Origin of the sequence: Phocaeicola paurosaccharolyticus JCM 15092 (assembly GCF_000613805.1) — a bacterium.
Classification (GTDB): Bacteria; Bacteroidota; Bacteroidia; order Bacteroidales; family Bacteroidaceae; genus Phocaeicola; species Phocaeicola paurosaccharolyticus.
In genome coordinates, this window is sequence record NZ_BAJR01000015.1 from 45,263 (window position 1) to 66,843 (window position 21,581).

A 21,581-nucleotide genomic window follows, 5' to 3' on the forward strand; every position below is an offset into this window, starting at 1 on the left:
TCCTTAAATATTTTACTTTGAAGCCTTTAGTTTGTCACGAAGTTCTGATCGAGGAGTCCCAAGTGATACAGCTTTCTCATAAGCTACATAAGCCTCTCTGTTCTTCTTTTGCGCCATATATATGTCACCACAGGTAACATATATCTCAGGATCATTAGGAGAAAGTTTTGCAGCAGACTCCAGGTCAATTAGAGCTAGATCGAGAGTATTCATCTCTATCTCTATATTAGCCTTAATCTTAAGTAGTGAAACATCCTTAGGATTGTCAACTATCATCCTGTCAACTGATTCAATAGCTTCTCTATATTTTTGCTCCTTCTGATTCAATATAATAAGACCAATAAGTGCTGTTCTGTTCTTATTGTCCTCCGACAATAGAGCATTATAGTCTATTCTAGCCTCTTTATACTCTCTCCTGTTCATATTGATATAAGCCCTGAAGAGAAGAGCCTCTTTATTAAATCTATCTATATCAAGTACGTTACAATAATCAATATATGCTTTATCAAAATTATTTCTCTCCAGATATAAAGATGCTCTATTTAGAAGAGTAACAACAGAATATGGAGTAATATTCAGAGAAAGAGAATACGACTTAAGAGCTTCATCACTTTTACCCATTCTCCTCTGTACAGTACCAAGATTTGTAAAGAGCAAAGCATTTCGAATATTCGAAGGATCCGATTTAAGAGCTTGTTGGAAGAGTTTCTCAGCCTGCACAAGACTATCTTTCTTGGCTGAATTCAATGCCTTTTCTACTATATCACTATATTCCTGAGCATTAACACTCAGAGCTGCAAATAAAAAAAGTATGTATAGAAGAATACGTTTCATTTTAAATTTATATTGTTCAGTGCAAAAGTATTTGATTATTCACTCTATTCGACTACTATTTAACTAAAAAAACATAACAAAAGTATAATGTCAGCTATAATAAAAATGAATACACTCAATTTATGGCTATAAAAAAGAAGTGAACATGTAGATAATATAAATACCCCATGTTCACTACTATTTGTAATTTCTATAAGAACATTATATCACATATAGCGATATCATGTATCAATATTAAACTATTGTTTGTTTATATAGTCAGCAATCCATTCACCAACCTCTTTTGTTCCATATTTCTTTCCACCTTCAACCTGAATATCCGGAGTACGTACATTCTCATCAAGAGAGGCATTAACAGCTTTTCTAATAATAGTACCCTCTTCTTTTAAGTTGAAATATTCGAAAAGCATCGCAACAGATAATATCTGCGCTAAAGGATTAGCTATATTAAGCCCTTTTGCTTGTGGCCATGATCCATGAATAGGTTCAAAAACCGGAGTACCCTCACCTGTTGAAGCTGAAGGAAGCAATCCCATAGAACCACTTATTACCGAACCCTCATCAGTAAGTATATCACCAAAAGTATTCTCTGTAACCATAACATCAAAGAAAGCAGGTTCCTGAATCATTCGCATTGCAGCATTGTCAACATACATATAGTCAGTTGTCACTTCAGGATATGAAGGAGCCATCTCTTGAGCTATCTGTCTCCACAAACGTGATGAAGCCAAAACATTTGCTTTATCGACAACAGTAAGATGCTTACGACGTTTCATCGCATATTCGAACCCTACTTTAAGAATTCTTTCTATCTCAGGACGCGTGTACATATTTGTATCGTATGCCTTATCATTATCCTGATACTTTTCACCGAAATACATTCCACCAGTCAGCTCTCGTATACAGATAAAATCAGCATCTTTTACAATTTCCTCTTTTAATGGAGATTTATACAGTAGAGACTTAAATGTCTCAACAGGACGTATATTTGCAAAAAGCCCAAGTTTCTTTCTCATAGCTAATAATCCCTGCTCAGGTCTTACCTTTGCTGTTGGATTATTATCAAATTTCGGATCTCCTACTGCTGAGAATAGAACAGCATCAGCCTCATTACATATCTCGAAAGTCTCCTCAGGGAAAGGATCGCCAACCTTATCAATTGCATCTGCTCCACAGATTGCATATTTATAGTTTACAGAATGTGAGAATTTATTGCAAACCGCATTCATCACATTTACTCCTTGTACAGATATCTCTGGTCCTATACCATCTCCCGGTAAAACTGCTATATTAAAATTCATATTATTATCTTTTATTTATTGGTATTGTATTTGCTTTCAATGATATTCAACATCTTGATAGTTGCCTTTATCGCTGCTTCTGTCTGGTCGGCATCAAGTCCTCTGGTTCTGAATATTTTGTCTTCGAAACTCCATGTTATTACAGTTTGCACAAAAGCATCTGTTCTTCCACCTGGAGGAATAGTTACAGCATAATTTGTAAGCATAGGGAAACTACGGTGAAGTGTAGTCTTATATATTTTTCTCAATGCCCTTACAAAAGCATCATACTGACCATCACCACTTGAGTTCTCCTCATATTCTATCCCATTTATCTCTATCTTAACATTAGCCAGAGGCTTAAGTCCTTGTGCAAGAGTGACTATATAGTTCTTTAGCCTCACTGATTCATCCATAACACCATGTTTCAGTACATCCGAAACAATGTATGGAAGGTCTTCCTGTGTAACGAGCTCTTTCTTATCACCAAGTTCTATAATTCTTTCAGTAACCTTACGCATTGAATCTTCATCAAGTTTAAGTCCAATGTCCTGAAGGTTTTTAAGAATATTTGCTTTACCACTGGTCTTTCCAAGTGCATATTCACGCTTTCGTCCGAATCTCTCAGGAAGGAGCGAGTTGCAATAGAGATTGTTTTTATTGTCACCATCAGCATGCACTCCGGCAACCTGTGTAAACACATTCTCACCTACTATAGGCTGGTTGGGTGGTATTGTAATACCTGAATAAGACTCAACTACTTTACTTACATCATTCAGTTTGCTCTCATCAATGTTTGTAACAGCATCAAAATGATCACTCAGGATAGCCTGAACACTTGCAAGAGGTGCATTACCAGCTCTCTCACCAAGTCCGTTTATAGTAGTGTGCAACCCCTTCACTCCACTCAATACTGCGGCAAGCACATTACTTACAGCCAGATCATAGTCATTATGAGCATGGAAATCAAAATGAAGTTTCGGAAAACGTTTCTTCATCTTGCGCATGTATTCTATAACCTGAAGAGGATTTAGAATACCAAGAGTATCAGGAAGCATAAACCTCTTTACACTTGTTTTAGACAAAGCTTCAACAAGATTGAAGACATATTCAGGAGACTCTTTTATACCATTACTCCAATCTTCAAGATAAACGTTTACTGATATATCATTGTCATCAGCATATGCAATAACATTAAGAATATCCTTGATATGTTCCTCTGGCGACTTAGCTAGTTGCTGTGTGCAATGTTTGCATGAACCTTTACAAAGCAGGTTCAACACTTTACATCCGCATCTGTTAATCCAATCAACTGAAGAATGACCATCAACAAAACCAAGTACCTCTACCCTATGTAACATGTTTCTTCTAGCAGCCCAATCGCAAATCATTTCCACAGCTTCATATTCGCCATCGGAAACCCTTGCGGAGCCGACCTCAACTCTGTCTACCTTAAGTTCTTCAAGAAGTAGCCGGGCAATCATCAACTTTTCGTGAGGGACAAAAGAGACACCGCTGGTCTGCTCGCCATCCCGAAGAGTTGTATCCATTATCTCTATTTGGACACTTTTTCCCATTCTTCTATTTTATTCTTATTGCTTAAAAGAAAATCTATATCGTCAAGTCCATTCATCAGGCAATGTTTCTTGTATGCATTGATCTCAAATGACTCACTTCTTCCTGTATCCATGTTTGTAACCTTTTGAGCAGGAAGATCTACCTCAACTTTCATATCAGGATTCTTATTAATAGAATCGAATAGTTCTTGTAAAAAACTTTCGCTAACGACCACCGGTAATACAAAGTTATTAAGCTCGTTATTACGATGTATATCAGCAAAGAAGCTGGATATAACCACTCTAAATCCATAACCGGCAATAGCCCACGCTGCATGCTCACGACTAGATCCAGAGCCGAAGTTTTTACCTGCTACCAGGATTTCACCTTTATATTTAGGATTATTCAGGACAAAATCTTTATTCAATGTTCCATCTGCATTATATCTCCAATCACGGAAAAGGTTATCTCCGAAATATTTCTCTTCTTTAGTAGTTGCCTTAAGGAAACGAGCAGGTATAATCTGGTCTGTATCAACATTCTCAAGAGGAAGAGGGATGCAAGTGCTATTTATTATATTAAATTTCTGTTTCATTGTACTATTATTTATATTACAGTATCATAAATCTACTGTTGCTTTAATCTATATTTATAAAAGTTTCAGTTAGTTTATCAATTCTCTTGGGTCTGTAATAACACCTGTGATAGCTGCAGCTGCTGCAACAAGAGGACTTGCAAGTAGAGTACGGGCACCAGGACCTTGTCTACCTTCAAAGTTTCGGTTACTTGTTGACACAGAATATTTTCCTGCTGGGATCTTATCATCATTCATTGCCAGACAAGCAGAACATCCCGGTTGACGTATCTTGAAATCAGCATCTGTCAAGATCTTATCTATTCCTTCACTCTTTATCTGCTCAAGTACCATCCAAGAACCAGGAACAAGCCATGCTGTTACATTCTCCGCTCTCTTCTTTCCTTTTACTATAGATGCAAAAGCTCTGAAATCTTCAATTCTTCCATTTGTACAAGCACCAAGGAATACATAGTCTATTTTCTTACCCAATAGTTGTTCGCCAGAGTTGAAACCCATATAGTTCATAGATTTCTTGAATGAGTCGCTATCATCGTAAGGTATTGTATCATTAATAGCCATTCCCATGCCTGGGTTTGTACCATATGTTATCATTGGCTGAATATCAGCAGCATCAAACTTAACTTCTTTGTCAAATTGTGCATCATCATCACTCCTCAAAGTCTTCCAATATTCAACCGCCTTATCCCACTCTTCTCCCTTAGGAGCATATTCTCTTCCTTTCAGATATTCGATAGTCTTCTCATCAGGTGCAATCATACCTCCTCTTGCTCCCATCTCAATACTAAGATTACATAATGTAAGCCTTCCTTCCATAGAAAGTTCCTTTACTACCTCTCCTGCGTACTCAACAAAATATCCTGTTGCGCCACTGGTAGTCATCTTCGACATCATATAGAGAGCAACATCCTTAGAGGTGACTCCTTTACCTAACTTACCATCAACAGTAATCCTCATTGTCTTTGGACGTGACTGAAGTATGCATTGAGAAGCCATTACCATCTCAACTTCACTTGTACCGATACCAAAAGCGACTGCTCCCATAGCCCCATGAGTAGATGTATGCGAGTCGCCACATACAATTGTCATTCCTGGTAGAGTAAGTCCTCTTTCCGGACCTACTACATGGATGATACCATTCTTAGGATGCATCATTCCAAAATATGATAAGCCGAAATCCTTTGCATTCTTTTCCAGAGCATCTACCTGATTCCTTGATACAGAATCCTCAATAAGCTTATCCTGATCATGAGTTGGTGTATTGTGATCGGGTATACACACTATCTTATCAGGACGGAAACATTTCAGGTTCCTATTCTTCATGCCTTCAAAAGCTTGTGGGCTTGTCACCTCATGACAGTATAGTCTGTCAATATATAACTGGTTGGGACCATCATCAACAACTTGAACTACATGTGAATCCCATATTTTATCAAATAAAGTATTTGCCATAATATTATTTTCTGAACTTATTTATACAATCAATATATGCCTCTACAGATGCAGCTATGATATCTGTGTTTGCACCAAATCCATAATACATCTGACCATCAAATTCAACTTGCATATGAACTTTTCCCATATCATCACTTCCCTTGCTTATTGCCTGAATTGTGAACTCCTTGAGAACCATCTGTCGGTCAATAATCTTCTTCAATGCCTTTATTGCAGCATCAACAGGTCCATTACCAGATGCAGCTGCTTCAAAATGTTCACCAGAGATAGAAATTCCTATGCTTGCAACAGATCTGACACCTACTCCACTTGTAACCTGAAGATAGTCAAGTTTGATATGGTGATTCATGCTGCGATCAGCACCTGCAAGAACTAGTATATCATCATCTGTGATATCCTTCTTTTTATCAGCTAACTTTAGGAAATCTTCGTAAACCTTATCAAGCTTATCCTGATCCATATCAACACCAAGAACTGTAAGTCTATGCTTTAAAGCCGCTCTACCACTCCTAGCTGTCAATACAATAGCATTATCATCTATACCAACATCTTTAGGGTCTATAATCTCGTAGGTCTGAACATTTTTCAAGACTCCATCTTGATGGATCCCTGAAGAGTGAGCAAAAGCGTTTCTACCAACAATAGCTTTATTAGGTTGAACAGGCATATTCATTAAACTCGATACCATCCTACTTATAGGATATATCTTCTGTGTATTGATATTAGTCTGAACATCTATGTTATTATGACATTTTACAATCATTGCAACCTCTTCTAATGAGGTATTACCGGCACGCTCTCCAATACCATTGATTGTAACCTCAACCTGACGTGCTCCATTGATAACTCCACTCATAGTATTAGCTGTTGCCATTCCTAGATCATTATGACAATGGGTAGATATTATTGCTTTATCAATATTACCTACATTCTCCATAAGATATTTAATTTTAGCGCCATACTCATCAGGCAAGCAATAACCGGTAGTGTCAGGGATATTGACTACAGTAGCACCAGCTTTAATTACCGCCTCTACGACTCTAGCAAGATATTCGTTATCAGTTCTACCTGCATCCTCAGCATAGAACTCTACATCTTCTACATATCTCTTTGCGTATTTCACTGCTGCTACGGCACGCTCTATAATCTCATCTTTAGAAGAGTTGAACTTATATTTAATATGAGATTCTGAAGTTCCAATACCTGTATGAATTCTTTTTCGCTTTGCATATTTCAGCGCCTCAGCAGCGACATCTATATCTTTTTCAACAGCTCTTGTAAGAGCACAAATTGTTGGCCATGTAACTGCCTTTGAAATCTCAATAACTGAATTGAAATCACCTGGACTTGAAATAGGAAAACCTGCTTCAATAATGTCAACGCCCAATAGCTCAAGCTGTCTGGCTACCTGAATTTTCTCTACTGTGTTCAGCTGACAACCTGGGACTTGTTCACCATCTCTAAGAGTGGTATCAAAAATAAACAATCTTTCACTCATATACTTTCGAATCAATTTATTACTAATCACAAATAAAAAAGCCTCTCTCACTGGGAAGTGAGAAAGGCTCAATATATCTTCTTTGTATACATTTATGCACAACACTCACTTCCCGCTGACCTGGCCAGTAGAATAATAATACCGCATAGCAAAATATGTATAGAAATAATCATAATCTTCTTCTTTATGGCTGCAAAGTTATAGCTTTTTTCTAACACGCAAAATAAATTGTATCTTTTTTATCGAAAAAATTTACGATTTCTCACTATTACGTTGATTATTGTATCATTTTCTCGTTAAAACTAAAAATTAATGAATTGCCATATTTAAAATATATGGCTGAAAACTAATAGAAACAGCCATATAAACAATGTAAAGTTACTTAATACTATTCAATAAATCTAATTTACCTTCATCAATAAGTTTCAAAATAAGTTCTCCAAACAATGTATTCTGCCATGCAAACCAGGCTCTGGTAAACTTTGAAGCATCATCCTTGTTAAATGATTCATGAATAAATCCAGTTCCAGCATCTGTATCCATCAACATCTTGATACATTGTTTTATCTCTGTATCATCTTTACTGGTGAAAGCCCTCATCATTATACTCATTGGCCAAATCATATCATAGCCCACATGAGGTCCACCAATACCTTCACCTGCATTACCTTTAAAGAAATATGGATTATCATTACTCCAGACAAACTTTCTTGTATTTTTATATATCTGATCATTTAAATCTACATCACCAAGATATGGCATAGCCAAAAGACTTGGTACATTTGCATCATCCATAAGCATCTGATTCCCGAATCCATCAACTTCGAATGCATATATCTTGCCATATTTAGGATGGTTATATACTGCATATTTCTTCAATGCATTTTCTACCTCATTAGCAAGTTGGGTACACTCATTTGAGAGTTCATTATTCTTATTTACATCCTTAAGTATCTCTGCAGCCTTTTTCAATGAAGATACTGCAAAGAAATTTGATGGTACTAAGAACTGAAATGTAGTAGCATCATCCGAAGGGCGGAATGATGAAGCAATAAGTCCGACAGGATTTACAGGAGTCCCCAGGCCATCATTGCATAAAGTATCAAGCGCTCTTTCTGTAACACGTTGGAATTTATATTTCCCTCTGTCATTCTTTCTCTGCTGGTCTTTAAATGTAATTAAGATATTCTTTATTGCATTTATCCATGCATCATCGAAAATAGAAGTATCACCGGTGACTTTCCAATAGTGATAGGCAAGACGAAGAGGATAACATAATGAATCTATCTCCCATTTACGTTCATGAAGTTCTGGTTTCATATCAGTCTTATCACTCATCCAATGGCCATCAGGTATTGCCCCATTATTAAAAGCATTAGCATAGGGATCAATATTAATACACTTAAATTGCCTACGGATAACTCCTTCTAGCATACTTTTTAATTCAGGATCTGAATTTGCCAATTGTACATAAGGCCATACCTGTGCTCCCGAATCTCTGAGCCACATAGCATGAATATCACCTGTATAGACAAAAGTATCAGGTTTGCCATTATCCGATTTTGAGTAATGTACTGTTGTATCCAAAGTATTTGGAAAACAGTTTGCAAACATCCACGATAACTTTGCATTACTGATTAGTTTGCATACCCGTTCAATCTTCTCATCTACAGCTTTAGAGCGAAAAAGACGCTCGTTCACCTTAGGTCTGTTATTCTTTACTATAGCATCATTGACTACTGTAAATTCTATTTTCTGAACTACGTTAGAATAGGTAGATTCACCATATGCAAACAAAACAGTAAATACAAAAGGGCACAAATATCTTCTCTTCATAAAATCATTTTTTTAGTTCATTACTAAATGAGTATGGGAAATCAGATTCCTTAATACCACGCGATTTATTTGGTTTATCACTCATCTTGAAATTAATCTTAATGCCACCTAGAAGTTGTTCATGAGTAATATAGTTTCTAGAATAATCATTACCATTGACCTTCATTGCAAATATATATTTATTTTCCTGACTATTATCCTCTGCACTGATCTCAACACTTTTTCCGTTCTCAAGATGCAATTTCACATTATTAAAATAAGGTGTACCTAGGACATATTGATTTGAACCGGGACAAACTGGATAAAAGCCTAAAGAAGAGAATACATACCAGGCTGATGTCTGACCATTGTCCTCATCTCCACAATATCCATCAGGAGCTGATGAATATAACTGATCCATGACTCTTCTTATCCAGTATTGCGTTTTCCATGGCTCACCAGAATAATTATACAAATAGATTAGATGTTGTATTGGCTGATTACCGTGAGCATAGTTCCCAAAATTCATTATCTGCATCTCACGAATCTCATGAATTACTCCATGATAATAACTACTATCAAAAATAGGAGGAAGAATAAAAACAGAATCAAGCATCATATTAAAGTTCTTGTCTCCACCCATCAGATCGATCAGACCTTTTGGATCATGAAATACTGACCATGTATAATGCAGACTATTGCCCTCTGTAAAAGAGCCACCCCATTTGAAAGGATTGAAATTTTCTTCAAAAGAGCCATCAGCCTTACGACCTGCCATAAGTTTAAACTCCTTATAGTAAAGATTCTTATAGTTCATCGCACGTTTGGCATAGACTTCAATCTCCTTCTTTGGTTTCTTCAAAGCCTTTCCAAGCTGATAAATGCTCCAATCATCAAAAGCATATTCTAAAGTGCGTGCTGCACTCTCATTGATGCCAATATTACATGGAACATAACCTAGCTTGTTGTATTCCTTATATCCTAATCTACCGGTAGACTGTACTTGAGGATGAACATTATTCGCTCCGTGGTTAACAGCTTTCCAAAGAGACTGAATATCATATCCGCGTATTCCTTTTAAATAAGCATCTGCAACAACAGAAGCTGAGTTGTTTCCAACCATGCATCCTCTATGTCCAGGACTCGCCCACTCTTGTAAGAATCCACTCTCCTTATATGTATTAACAAGACCTTCCTGAATCTTTTCACTCATATTTGGATACATCAAATTTAAGAATGGGAAAAGGCAGCGGAAAGTATCCCAGAATCCTGTATCTGTAAACATATAGCCAGGAAGAACCTTCCCATTGTAAGGACTATAGTGTACCACTTTGCCATCCTTATTATATTCATACAACCCCCTTGGAAAAAGTAATGATCTATATAGACACGAATAAAACGTTCTCTTATTATCTATATCGTCGTCATTGACTTCAATGCGGCCCAATACTTCATTCCATCTTTCTCTTCCGTTTTTTGCTACTTCATCAAAGTTCTTACCATCCAACTCTTTCAGATTGAGTTCAGCCTGTTCGTGACTAATAAAAGATGAAGCAACTTTAGCATTTACTTTCTCTCCCTTACTTGTCTTAAATCCAATAATACCACCAGCATGCGAATCAACTGCCTCAAGGGAATTATCATCAATTATACCACTCTTCACTACAGAACTAAAGTCAAATGGTTTATCAAAAACCATCACAAAATAATTCTTAAAATTATCTGGTACACCACCGCTATTTTTTGTGGTGTAACCAATTATTTTTCTCTCTGATGGAATAATTTTAACATACGAACCGTTGTCGAAAGCATCAATAACGACATAAGAGTTATCACTTTGCGGGAAAGTGAATCTGAACGCTGCAGCTCTCTCTGTTGGTGCAATTTCAGTGGTTACATCAAAATCAGCAAGATAAACACTATAATAATATGGCTTTGCAACCTCTGCCTTGTGAGAAAACCAACTTGCTCTTTGATCCTGATCAAAACCGGTTTCCCTGTGATTGGCATTATTGAAAACTGTCCATAATCATTTATCCAAGGACTTGGTTGATGTGTCTGTTTGAAACCTCGTATCTTATCAGCACTATACACATAAGCCCATCCATCTCCCATCACTCCTGTCTGTGGAGTCCAGAAGTTCATTCCCCAAGGCATCGCTATAGCAGGATATGTATTTCCCGTTGACAATGCATGTTTTGATTCGCTTCCTACTAATGTACTTACGTAATCAACAGGATCAGTAACTATCTTTGCATCTATCTTACCTAGAACAAACAAAAATATTACCAGTATTGAAACACCTCTCTTTATCATCTTTTATTTATTTTGTTATCAAGCATTTTAATAAAATATCCTCCAACTACCGAACGAGCCTGAAATCCTCTCTGTCTTGGTTCTATTGTATATACCCAGTCGGACATAGGAATACGGTCCGGAGTAGCCCCTACATACTTATATATAGGAGATATGAATTTCTGGAATGTCTCTTTATCTTTTGCCAGAGTAGCTGTCCATATTATCCAGTCTGTCTTGGTATATGTCTCACGGCTATCAAGAGGAAGGCCATATTCGTTCTGTTTAGTAAGATAGAATGGTATCTCTTTCTCAGCAATGGCTGGAGAGAATATCCCCAAGTTCAATATTTTATCCCAAACAAGGTTATATTTCTGGCTCCATGTACCCGGTTTGTCAAATGTCAATCGATAATGATCTCCGTCATTAGCCATCTTCTCCCATTTGCTAGCCATATCCTTTGCTATAGATGTATATTTCTCACCCAGTTCTCTCTTGCCAAGCATATCGGCCAGATAACCATAAGAGGCTATACCTAGAATAGCTTTTACAGACAAGTTTGCATTATGAGCAAAATGTCCTGCGAAGTCATCAGTACATAACTGATTTTCAGGGTCAAGTCCATTCCCGACAAGATAGTCAGTCCATATGGTAAGTACATCCCAATGTTTCCTTGCATATTCGGCATTGCCGTCCATAGCTGCTATTGCAGCTGTCACTATCAGCATGTTTCCACTCTCTTCAACAGGCATATCACCACCGTAAGTCTGTCCGTTGGCTAAAGGGTAAGTTCCCACATCATGAGCTGCAAAAGGTTTATTCCATCTACCACTCTCGCTATAATAGAATATATGGTTAAGAAGTCCCTTTGCTAATTCGGTATTATATAATAGGAACATTGGAGAAGATGGATAGGTTATATCCACAGTACCTATTGACCCATTGCTTAAATTTTCCTTCGACAAGAAAAGCAGATCACCATTAGGGGCCTGAACTAACTTATGAGCTGCAATGGCTTGTCTATATGCTAAAGCACAAAGCTGTGCATATTCATCTCCTCCTATTCTTGATGCATCCTCCATCATTTTTTTATCAAAGGAGTTGCATCTGTTTATAATAGATGTGTATTCTTTTGAAGCATTTACAAACTCTTTCTTAATATTCTTATTACCATTTCTGTTCCAATATGGTCGGAGGTTCTCATTGAAATACTGTATTGAGAATATATCATCATATCCCAACATAATATATCCCTTAGAAGAGCTTACCTTACCTAGTTCTTTGATAATGGCAAAGTTATTCTGTGTTTCAGATATTACTTTTACACTCTTTCCTAAAAGGAAAGACCTCCTGATGAGTTTGGTGTCACCTACAGAATATCTGCTGTTATCCTTATCGGCAACCATATAAAAATATCCCCAATCAATTCTTACATCATCACCTTTCTTTTTAAGTATATTTTGAGCTTTGCTTCCAGTTCTCAAGTAAACCATATTGTTCTCAACAGATTCTTCAGTGACAGATTCTTGATAAGGTACATCCAGTGCCCATCGTGGAGAAGCTTCAAAATAGATATCTACATCATGCTTTTTTCCATCTCTTGATTCAACAGAATAAGAGATATAGTTTATTGGACGGCTCATCAAGTCAATGTCATCCATAAGTAATGGTGCTGTAAATGTAAGATCTAAGTTGATAGGACCACATTCGAATTTATAAAGAGTTTGCAATGGCTTTACCTGCGCAGATAACTGTTTTGCCTGTGAATTAAAAAACTTATAGTTTTCCTTCTCGAGCATAAGTCCGAAGTCAAGCAACGCACCTCCAACACGATTGTAACAATACGCAGAAATTATATTACGGCCTTTCTTTAGAGTACTTACAACTCCAGGAGCAAGTTTCTGTAATACATTTTTCTTGCAACTATTACCTGTGTCTACTACTTTAATTCCATTTACATATATTATAACGTCATCATCATGAGAATATTCAAGGAATATACTTTTTCCCTTCAAATCATCATTTAACTCAAACTCTCTTCTTACCCAAATATATTTCTCATTCCACTGAGTCTTAGCTGTTATCTCTTCTTTTGTTCCAAATGCAGCTCTTCCAGATTTCCAACTGCTGTCATCAAAATTCTTTGTTTCCCATCCTGATGCAGGTTGATCAGTTGTATATTTCGCAGTCCATTCCCCTTGTTCACTTGTCTTTACCAAAGGAAGCAATTCCACATCCTCAGCTCCCATAAACCTATATAATTTCCCATCTACCTTAGCTACACCTATCATTGGAAAATCTTTTCCTGTCCAATGTTTCACTGGGCCATCGTAAAGATTATCTCCAAAAGACCATCCAGATGTGTAAGGGTCAATTGTTATGAGCGGATAAGCTGATGCACGTAAATTACCATCATCGTTTTGTCGTATCTCACCTTTGCATATACCTGCAATACTTAGTAAGAAAGCAATTAAAATAAAGTTTGTTTTCATCACTATTTAATTTATTATTTCCAATTAATTTATTATTTGCACCTTCTGGGTTAATGTTTTTATTAAAAATATTGCCCTCGGTTTCTCATTTCAACCGACCCTTTTCATTAGTTAATATATTATTTATAAGCCGTTAATCAAGAAAAAACACTCAACATACTTGTACTATTATCCATCTACACAATCAGACGAAAAGGCCTTGTCATAATAGTTGTTTTATCTTATAATGATTCATATATTGATATTTACAAATTAGCATTTCTGTCCAATGAATCATATATTGCTTTTTGAATATTCCCCCAAACACCTATCTCATTCAGGACATTATTCCAAGGATATGGAGAAACTCTGTTGCATAAGAAAATATATACAAGTTTATTCACAGGATCTACCCATACATTTGGACCGGTAAAACCAGAATGTCCATAACACTGTGCTGGTGCTTGAGCAATACATGGACCCTCATTCGGTCTTTTCAAATTAGGCCTGTCGAAGCCTAAGCCTCTATGGCTTATAGATGATCGCATTGTTGTAAAAAGTTTCACTGTTGATGCTTTAAAATATCTCTTACCTTCAAGTTCTCCCCCATTTAAGAGCATCTGATATATTCTGAAAAGATCAGATGCTGATGAAAAGAGACCTGCCTCGCCAGCAACCCCTCCCATAAATGCAGCAACTTCATCTTGAGTGTATCCACAAATCTCCTTAGCTCCTCTTAAACAATCATCAGTTACAGTTGGTATTATTTCATTCTCACTATACTTCCTAATTGGGGTAAACATTGTTCTGTAAGCCTTCATAGGTTTATAGAACTCTTCCTCTACATATTTATCTAGTCCTCTAGATGTAATAGATTCAACAACCCATTGCAATGTAATATATCCCAAATCACTATATTGATAATGTTTTGGTGTATATTGGCATTTTATAATATAATTTTTAAGAATATCTACATACTTTTTATCCAGCCACATATCCTTATATACTAATAACGTATGAGTAGTATCTTTATGTTGAGAAAATGCTCCTTTTATATATCTAAAGTTGGATATAAAAAGATCATTATCTATTTTCCCTTGATGCGTACTATCTTTAAAGTTTTGCAACAATGGCTTACTGATAAAATTTGTATCAATAATAGAATAATAGAAAGGGTAACTACTTGGTAACCCGGATTCATGAAATAACAGATCTGTTATTGTTATATTTTCTTTATTTGTATTCTTTAAGAAAGGAAGATAAGATGACACTTTTTCATTTAAATCAATTTTACCCTGTTCATAAAGTCTCATTACAGCTAATAATGTAGCTGTAGATTTAGTCACTGAAGCCAAATCATACATATCATTCGGCTTTACAGGCAATGGAGTGAGCCTAGAATGTACCCCGTAACATTTACTATAAATTATTTTCCCATTTTGGGCGAGTAAAAATTGTGCTCCTGGATATGCTTGTGCTTCTATTCCATTAATAATTGCTGTATCTACAGAATTAGACAATTTCTGTTTGTCAATTTTATAATTCTGTGCAATTATATCACATATCATAAAGGAGAAACATATAATAAAAAAACTGTTTTTTTCATTGCGATAGATATTAAAGAGGGTGTGCCTAATCCCTAAAAAATAATAGTATTATGGCACACCCTAAATTAATCAATTATGGAATAATTACTTCCATTGGTTCGCTATAGTTCCATCTACGAGTACCACTTCCTGCAGGAGTATCATAATTGATACGAGCTGCAGCGCGAACAAATACATGTTTTCCTGAAGGAATTGTCTGACCTTTAATAGACTTTATTGTAATCTCTTTACCTAATAAATTTTCAAATTCACTTCCAACATATTCGATTTTGTTAGACCATCTTTCATCGCGGGCTCTATAACCCACACTTGATGAATAACTTACGAATAGCTGAATATCTGTTACATTAGTAAAGCTACTGTTATAATTACCCATTGGCTCGATCTTTTCACGGAATTCATCATTACTAATACCGCGGGTTACTTTAACCCTTGCTGTAATCTGACCGTTGCTTACTGTTGGATAGTCAACGAATTCAACTTTCAAAAATGGTTGTACTTCAAATTTCACATTTATAGTACCTTCTATATCTAGAGTCTTTGTGTCGTTTGCTATAGGTACCCCTCGTTCATCCTCACGAACAATAGGCACAAACGGCCCATCTATTCTAATATTATAAGTACCTTTAAATATTTTAGTATTTTGGAATGATCCATCTGACTTGCAATAAAAATCAGGGTTATGTTCCACATTATCTCCCCAACTTAATTCTGTCATACGGACTCTGATTCCTTCACTTCCTTGATCAGTAAGTATTCTTTCACCTGTTTTTGAATCCACAACTTCACCGATAATTGTCTCTTTTGGTTCTTCATAATTGTCAAGTTCAAAAACATCACAAGAAGTAAAAAGAAGACACGAAAATAGCATTGTTCCAAATATTGTTTTTTTCATATTCTGCATCTTTAGATTTGTTACTAATTAACGATTTGGTTGCTGATCAATTACTTTACTCTTTGAAACTTCGTTTCCAGGTATAGCAAAATAATAATCAACAATAGTATATTCAAACGTTTTCAAACTAATCCATTGATAATGTGCATCAAAGAAATATTTATTAGCTTTTGTTGAGAAGAATGGATAGAGTCCACGGAAACGATAACGAGTATTATTACTATACATATCTTTATTCTTTTCTTCTCCCCAAAGTCCATTTCTACCTTCATAATGCTGCACCCTCCAACGGCGTAAGTCCCATTTAGTCTTTTGTTCGAAAGCAAGTTCTTTACGACGTTCCTTTCTTACTACATCTCTTCCAACATTTGTTGAAGAAAGTGTATTAGTTAGAAGTTTTGCACCTGCTCTTTCTCTTATTTCATTAACGGCTTCTGTTGCCTCGTCAAGCAAATTGCTACCATCAATTGATGTTTCTCCTGCAAGTGATAATTCTACTGCAGCCTCAGCCATATTAAGTAAAACTTCTCCATAACGCATCAGAATAAATGGTTGATCCGATTTACCTTCACCTATTTCAGCTGCCGGATCAGGATTTAGCCATTTACGTAAATACAATCCTGTAAGGCAACTTTCTCCATTATCATAGAAAGGACCATTTTCACCTGCGGCATTCATGCTGAAGCCATCAGCTTCTACACGTTCTTGACTTGAGCCTTCACGAGGACTTAAATAAAGAGTCTTTGGCTTCTTGGTATATGAATCAAGTTTTTGATAAGTATTATCTGCTGAAGCATATGAATAGTCATTGAAGAAAGGTTTAATAGGTGTAGAACCTGTATATACACCTGCACGAATTTCGATCTCTTTTCCTTTAAACTGATCTCCCGGAAATATTACATAAGCACGTAAACGTGGTTCTGCATTTTTAAATAAGTCCATTGGAGAATCATAAAGGATATAATCACCTTGAGTATTTGTAGCTCCGGTAGTAACTTTCAATGTACCATCTGCATAATGATTGAATCCGTCAAATTGTTCAAGGAAATCCAGAGTAGGACACATACCTGATGACAATGGAGAGCGGAAGATAAATGGTGAATTATAAGCATCAAATCCGTGAGTAAGTGTAGGATAAGTATACTGCTTAACATAGATGTTCTCAGGGCTTGATATATCACTGAACATATCAATCATATTCTGATACTGAGCTTCCGGATCATTAGCTTTCCATTTTTTCTTATAAAGCGAATACAAATTTGAGTTAATTACCTCTTTTGCTGCTTTATAAGCCTCTGTAAAATATTTCTTTGAAGCTTCTTGCCACTCGTTTGGCGCAAAACCTATTACTCTGACACCAGTCTTTTGTCCAGTACCTGTAAGACGCCCAGTCACAGTCTCATTATATTTTGCGACAGAGCCGGCATAAAGCATAGCCTCTGACTTGAATGCTAAAGCAACATACTTATTTGAGTATCCAGATTTAGGGCTTGAAGGTAGCATAAGTTCTATTGCCTTATCGTAGTCAGCAGCAACCTGATCCCAAGTATCCTTTTCTGAAGAACGAGGTATCTCAAGGTCATCTTGGTTTGCAGGATAGTTAATGACCTTAGTCACTAAAGGTACACCACCAAAGCGGCGTGCCATTGCATAAAATACTGTAGCCCTAACATAATATGCCTCACCAAGATAGTGATTATACATAGGCTCAGGATATGATCCCTTATATGCAGGCAAGTTCTCAATCAAGAAATTGGCATCACGAATAAGAGTAAATGCCATGGACCAATATGGTGTATCCTCATTAGTAAAAGTTGTACATATTCCATCACGATCAAGAGCTTCTCCAGTACCCTCTATTCCAAAAGAGTTCAACCAACCATTAAAGTTAAATCCCCATTGAGCTAAATATTTAAAATCTTCAAATGGCATATTACTGTACATACGTGCCATATAAATATCAATACCGGATTCATTCGAAAGCAAGTCTTCAGAAGTAACTATATTCTTTGGAGGAATAGATAAATCAACGCACGAAACTGAAATAAATGCTAACGCTATATATGCTAATATCTTTTTCATATATCTTATTTTTTATTTTATCCTTTATCTTAGAATGATAATTGTAATCCTAAAGTATAGGTTTTATTAAGAGGGTACAAACGGCCTAAATCATCTTCAGGATGCTCTGGGTCAACAAATTTCACCTTTGTTATGGTAAATATATTATATGCATTTGCATAAATTCTTAGATTCATGCCTGCCAGACTCTTTATTTTGGGTAATGTGTAGCCTAGTTCCACACTCTTAAGACGAAGATAAGCTGTACTTACTCTATTGAACTCAGAATTTCCTATAGGAGAATGTCCTGTATAAGCATAATATCCTGAAGTCCATACTGTAGACGGATCATAAGGATCAGCAGTCGCATCAACAGGATGCCAACGATCCCAATATTGCTGCAAAGCACCACCACCATTACTACCCCAGATAGAGTAAAGAGGTTCCTGATACTGCATTGATCCCAATGCTGAACCTTGGAACAAACAGTTGAAGTCAAAATTATTATAGTTGCAGTCGAATGCCAAACTATAGTTCATCCATGGAGTTGAATCGAATGCATATGGATGTTCATCCAATGAGCTTATCTCACCATCGCCATTCCAGTCTTCATATTTATAGTCTCCAGGAAGTACATCTTTCTCCTTGTAGATATTATATGACCAAATATCATTCCAATTTTGATATCTTCCAGCAGATTCATATCCAAACTGAACACCCTGATATCTGTTAGTTAGATTATCATTACGCCAACGATCATATGAATTTGCATAAGGACCATTCTGTATTGCTGTAAGATATTTCTGACGAGTGACAGTTGCAATACCTTTTACATTATAACTGAATTTGCCTATCTCATTATGATGAGTAAGTTCAAGTTCTAGACCAAAGTTACGGCTACTATTTGCATTCTCACGAGGAGGTGTTGCACCAATAACTGTAGGGAACTCTGAAGTTCTGTTTTGGTACATTCCAGTTACTTTTCTATCGAAATAATCTAGAGAAAAGCCAAACAGGCCATCCCAAGCACTGAAATCAACACCAGCATTAAATGAGCGAGCCTTATACCATGATATAGCCGTATTAGGCATAGCTTTAGGAGAAGCTGCATATATTAGTTTGTCACCAAACATATATCCTGGAGCATATCCACTATAATAACCATTTTCCGGACTACTACCGGTAGAAGGGTATGTATAACCTGCAACCCAGTCATAACCAGCACCTGAGTCATCACCCATTTCACCATAACTTGCTCTAAGTTTTAACTGATTTACAAACGATAGAGCAGAGAGAGATTTGAAGAATGGTTCCTCAGAAATGCGCCATCCTGCAGATACAGAAGGAAAGAATCCCCAACGATGACCATCTGCAAATTGTGATGAGCCATCATATCTGAACTGTGCCTCCAACAAATATCTGTCTGCAAAAGAGTAGTTCATACGACCTATCAATGCTTCATATGCATATTCATAAATACCATCTGCATAGCTAGAGCCATATTGCCCTTCACTTACTCCATTGAAAAGATAAGGCGAATTAAAAGCAAGATTACGTTGAGCATAGAAATTATCACCAGTACGTTTCTGAACTTCCCAACCAACTACAGCTCCTACTTTATGGTTACCAAATGTATTGTCATAGTTCAATAAGAACTGGCCCAATAACTGCTGACGTTTATAATATTCACGTTTTAGCTGACTTGGTGAACTATTTGCATAAACCTTCTGTATATATGAATCAGAAACCTTATCATAAGCGTATTGATTATACTCTTTTCTGAAGATCTCATTATCATCATTTCTATAGTCATAGCTAAACATTGCCTTTGCAGTAAGACCTTTCAGAAAAGGTGCAAGAGTTGCAAAATCGTAATTAAGAACTGCAGAAGAAAGGAACTGTTTCTGCCTATATTTGCGATATCCGGAAATATCTGATGTCATTTTAGCAACAGTATTCTCTTCAAGATCAAGTCCTTCGTAGTTCAGCATTGTATTATTCTCGTCTGCATATGCAGGGAAAAGAACGCCCTGTCTCCAATAGTTACGTATAATATCAGAAGATGATGAATAAGGATTATTCTGATTATCCATTACTCCACTAATATTCAATTCAAGTTTCAGGCCTTTAAATATTTCTGTCGAAACATTTGATCTTAAATTATACTTATCGTAATTCAAGTCTCCAGAACGGAAAAAACCTTCCTGATAGAAATACCCCATACTAATAAAATACTGAGTCTTATCACTACCACCAGAGATACTTAAATCGTGCTGAGTTTGTGGAGCTGAAGAAGCAAAAATTAGTTTGTTCCAATCAGTAGTACGCCTTGTACCATTTCTGAAATCCTCGAAGAAAGACTCTGAGTAAACAGGTGATCCACCATTTACATTATTCAGTGCCATCTCATTATACAAGGTCATTGTCTGATATGGATCGCAAAGTTCAGGCATGCTAGTTGGTTTCTGAAGAGTATATGAAGCATTATAGTTAACTTTAGTTTTTCCACTTGTTCCTTTTTTTGTTGTAACCAGGACAACACCGTTAGCAGAACGAAGACCATAAATAGAAGCAGAAGCATCTTTCAATACTGATACATCTTCAATATCCTCTGCATTCATTCTCTGAAAGTCGCTTACGTTACGTGGAACTCCATCGATAATGACAAGAGGAGTACCCATACCGCGTATATCAAAACTATTATTGTAAGAACCAGGCTCCGCACTTTTTTGCCATACACGTACACCTGTTACACGACCGGTAAGCATGTTCTGTGGGTTTTCATTCTTAGTTTTCAACATATCGTCACCCTTTACTCCTGATACTGCACCAGTAACAGAACCTCTTTTCTGGACACCATAACCAACAACAACAACACCTTCCAAAAGATTGTTATCATTTTTAAGCATCACGTTTATAGTTCTTCTTCCATTGACATGTTCAGTAATTGTCTTCATACCTACAAAAGAGAAAACCAAAGTGCCATTAGAAGGAACCTTTATAGAATATTTACCATCTATATCTGTAACCAAACCTGTTTTAAGTCCTTTAGCCACTACAGTCGCTCCAATAACAGGTTCATTTGTATCATCGATGACTTCTCCCGATACTGTTATCACATTCTGTTGAGCTTTTAATGGCGTACCGACCAAGAAAAGAAATATCCAGATCAATACATGCGAATATTTTAAATTGGAATAATTTATTTTATCCATAGT

12 protein-coding genes and 1 pseudogene are annotated in these 21,581 nt (G+C 36.4%); all 13 read right to left on the minus strand.

The genetic code is table 11. From position 1 onward, the window contains the following. Positions 1-12: 12 nt before the first annotated feature. Positions 13-834, minus strand: coding sequence for a tetratricopeptide repeat protein (locus tag JCM15092_RS07870; protein ID WP_024994187.1), 822 nt, complete (start codon positions 832-834; stop codon positions 13-15). A 239-nt stretch (positions 835-1,073) separates the two neighbouring features. After that, on the minus strand, positions 1,074-2,135 hold the full coding sequence (gene leuB, locus JCM15092_RS07875) for a 3-isopropylmalate dehydrogenase (protein ID WP_024994188.1): 1,062 nt from the start codon (positions 2,133-2,135) through the stop codon (positions 1,074-1,076). 11 nt (positions 2,136-2,146) lie between these two features. Further along, positions 2,147-3,691 carry a hydroxymethylglutaryl-CoA lyase-like TIM-barrel protein gene (locus JCM15092_RS07880; protein ID WP_024994189.1) on the minus strand — a complete coding sequence of 515 codons (1,545 nt, stop codon included), beginning with the start codon at positions 3,689-3,691 and terminating at the stop codon, positions 2,147-2,149. Beyond that, positions 3,670-4,266: a 3-isopropylmalate dehydratase small subunit gene (gene leuD, locus JCM15092_RS07885; protein ID WP_024994190.1), complete on the minus strand. Its 597-nt coding sequence runs from the start codon at positions 4,264-4,266 to the stop codon at positions 3,670-3,672. Before leuD ends, JCM15092_RS07880 begins: the two co-directional genes overlap by 22 nt. A 69-nt stretch (positions 4,267-4,335) precedes the next feature. Next, the gene (leuC, locus tag JCM15092_RS07890) at positions 4,336-5,718 is read right to left on the minus strand and encodes a 3-isopropylmalate dehydratase large subunit (RefSeq protein WP_024994191.1); all 1,383 of its coding nucleotides are present in this window, start codon (positions 5,716-5,718) and stop codon (positions 4,336-4,338) included. 4 nt (positions 5,719-5,722) lie between these two features. Next, complete coding sequence (locus JCM15092_RS07895; RefSeq protein ID WP_024994192.1) at positions 5,723-7,219, minus strand: 2-isopropylmalate synthase; 1,497 nt, start codon at positions 7,217-7,219, stop codon at positions 5,723-5,725. 378 nt (positions 7,220-7,597) lie between these two features. Next, positions 7,598-9,055, minus strand: coding sequence for a glycoside hydrolase family 125 protein (locus tag JCM15092_RS07900; RefSeq protein ID WP_024994193.1), 1,458 nt, complete (start codon positions 9,053-9,055; stop codon positions 7,598-7,600). A gap of 4 nt (positions 9,056-9,059) precedes the next feature. After that, positions 9,060-11,350 (minus strand): annotated as a pseudogene (locus JCM15092_RS15415) (GH92 family glycosyl hydrolase). Then, on the minus strand, positions 11,347-13,821 hold the full coding sequence (locus JCM15092_RS07910; protein WP_024994194.1) for a glutaminase family protein: 2,475 nt from the start codon (positions 13,819-13,821) through the stop codon (positions 11,347-11,349). The pseudogene JCM15092_RS15415 and the gene JCM15092_RS07910 overlap by 4 nt, the downstream one beginning before the upstream one ends. A 245-nt stretch (positions 13,822-14,066) precedes the next feature. Continuing rightward, complete coding sequence (locus JCM15092_RS07915) at positions 14,067-15,368, minus strand: serine hydrolase domain-containing protein (RefSeq protein ID WP_024994195.1); 1,302 nt, start codon at positions 15,366-15,368, stop codon at positions 14,067-14,069. A gap of 112 nt (positions 15,369-15,480) precedes the next feature. After that, positions 15,481-16,302, minus strand: a complete 822-nt coding sequence (locus JCM15092_RS07920; RefSeq protein WP_024994196.1) for a DUF3823 domain-containing protein — start codon at positions 16,300-16,302, stop codon at positions 15,481-15,483. A gap of 27 nt (positions 16,303-16,329) precedes the next feature. After that, positions 16,330-18,384 carry a RagB/SusD family nutrient uptake outer membrane protein gene (locus JCM15092_RS07925; protein ID WP_024994197.1) on the minus strand — a complete coding sequence of 685 codons (2,055 nt, stop codon included), beginning with the start codon at positions 18,382-18,384 and terminating at the stop codon, positions 16,330-16,332. Positions 18,385-18,413: 29 nt separating this feature from the next. Continuing rightward, positions 18,414-21,578 carry a SusC/RagA family TonB-linked outer membrane protein gene (locus JCM15092_RS07930; RefSeq protein ID WP_024994198.1) on the minus strand — a complete coding sequence of 1,055 codons (3,165 nt, stop codon included), beginning with the start codon at positions 21,576-21,578 and terminating at the stop codon, positions 18,414-18,416. Positions 21,579-21,581: the final 3 nt, after the last annotated feature.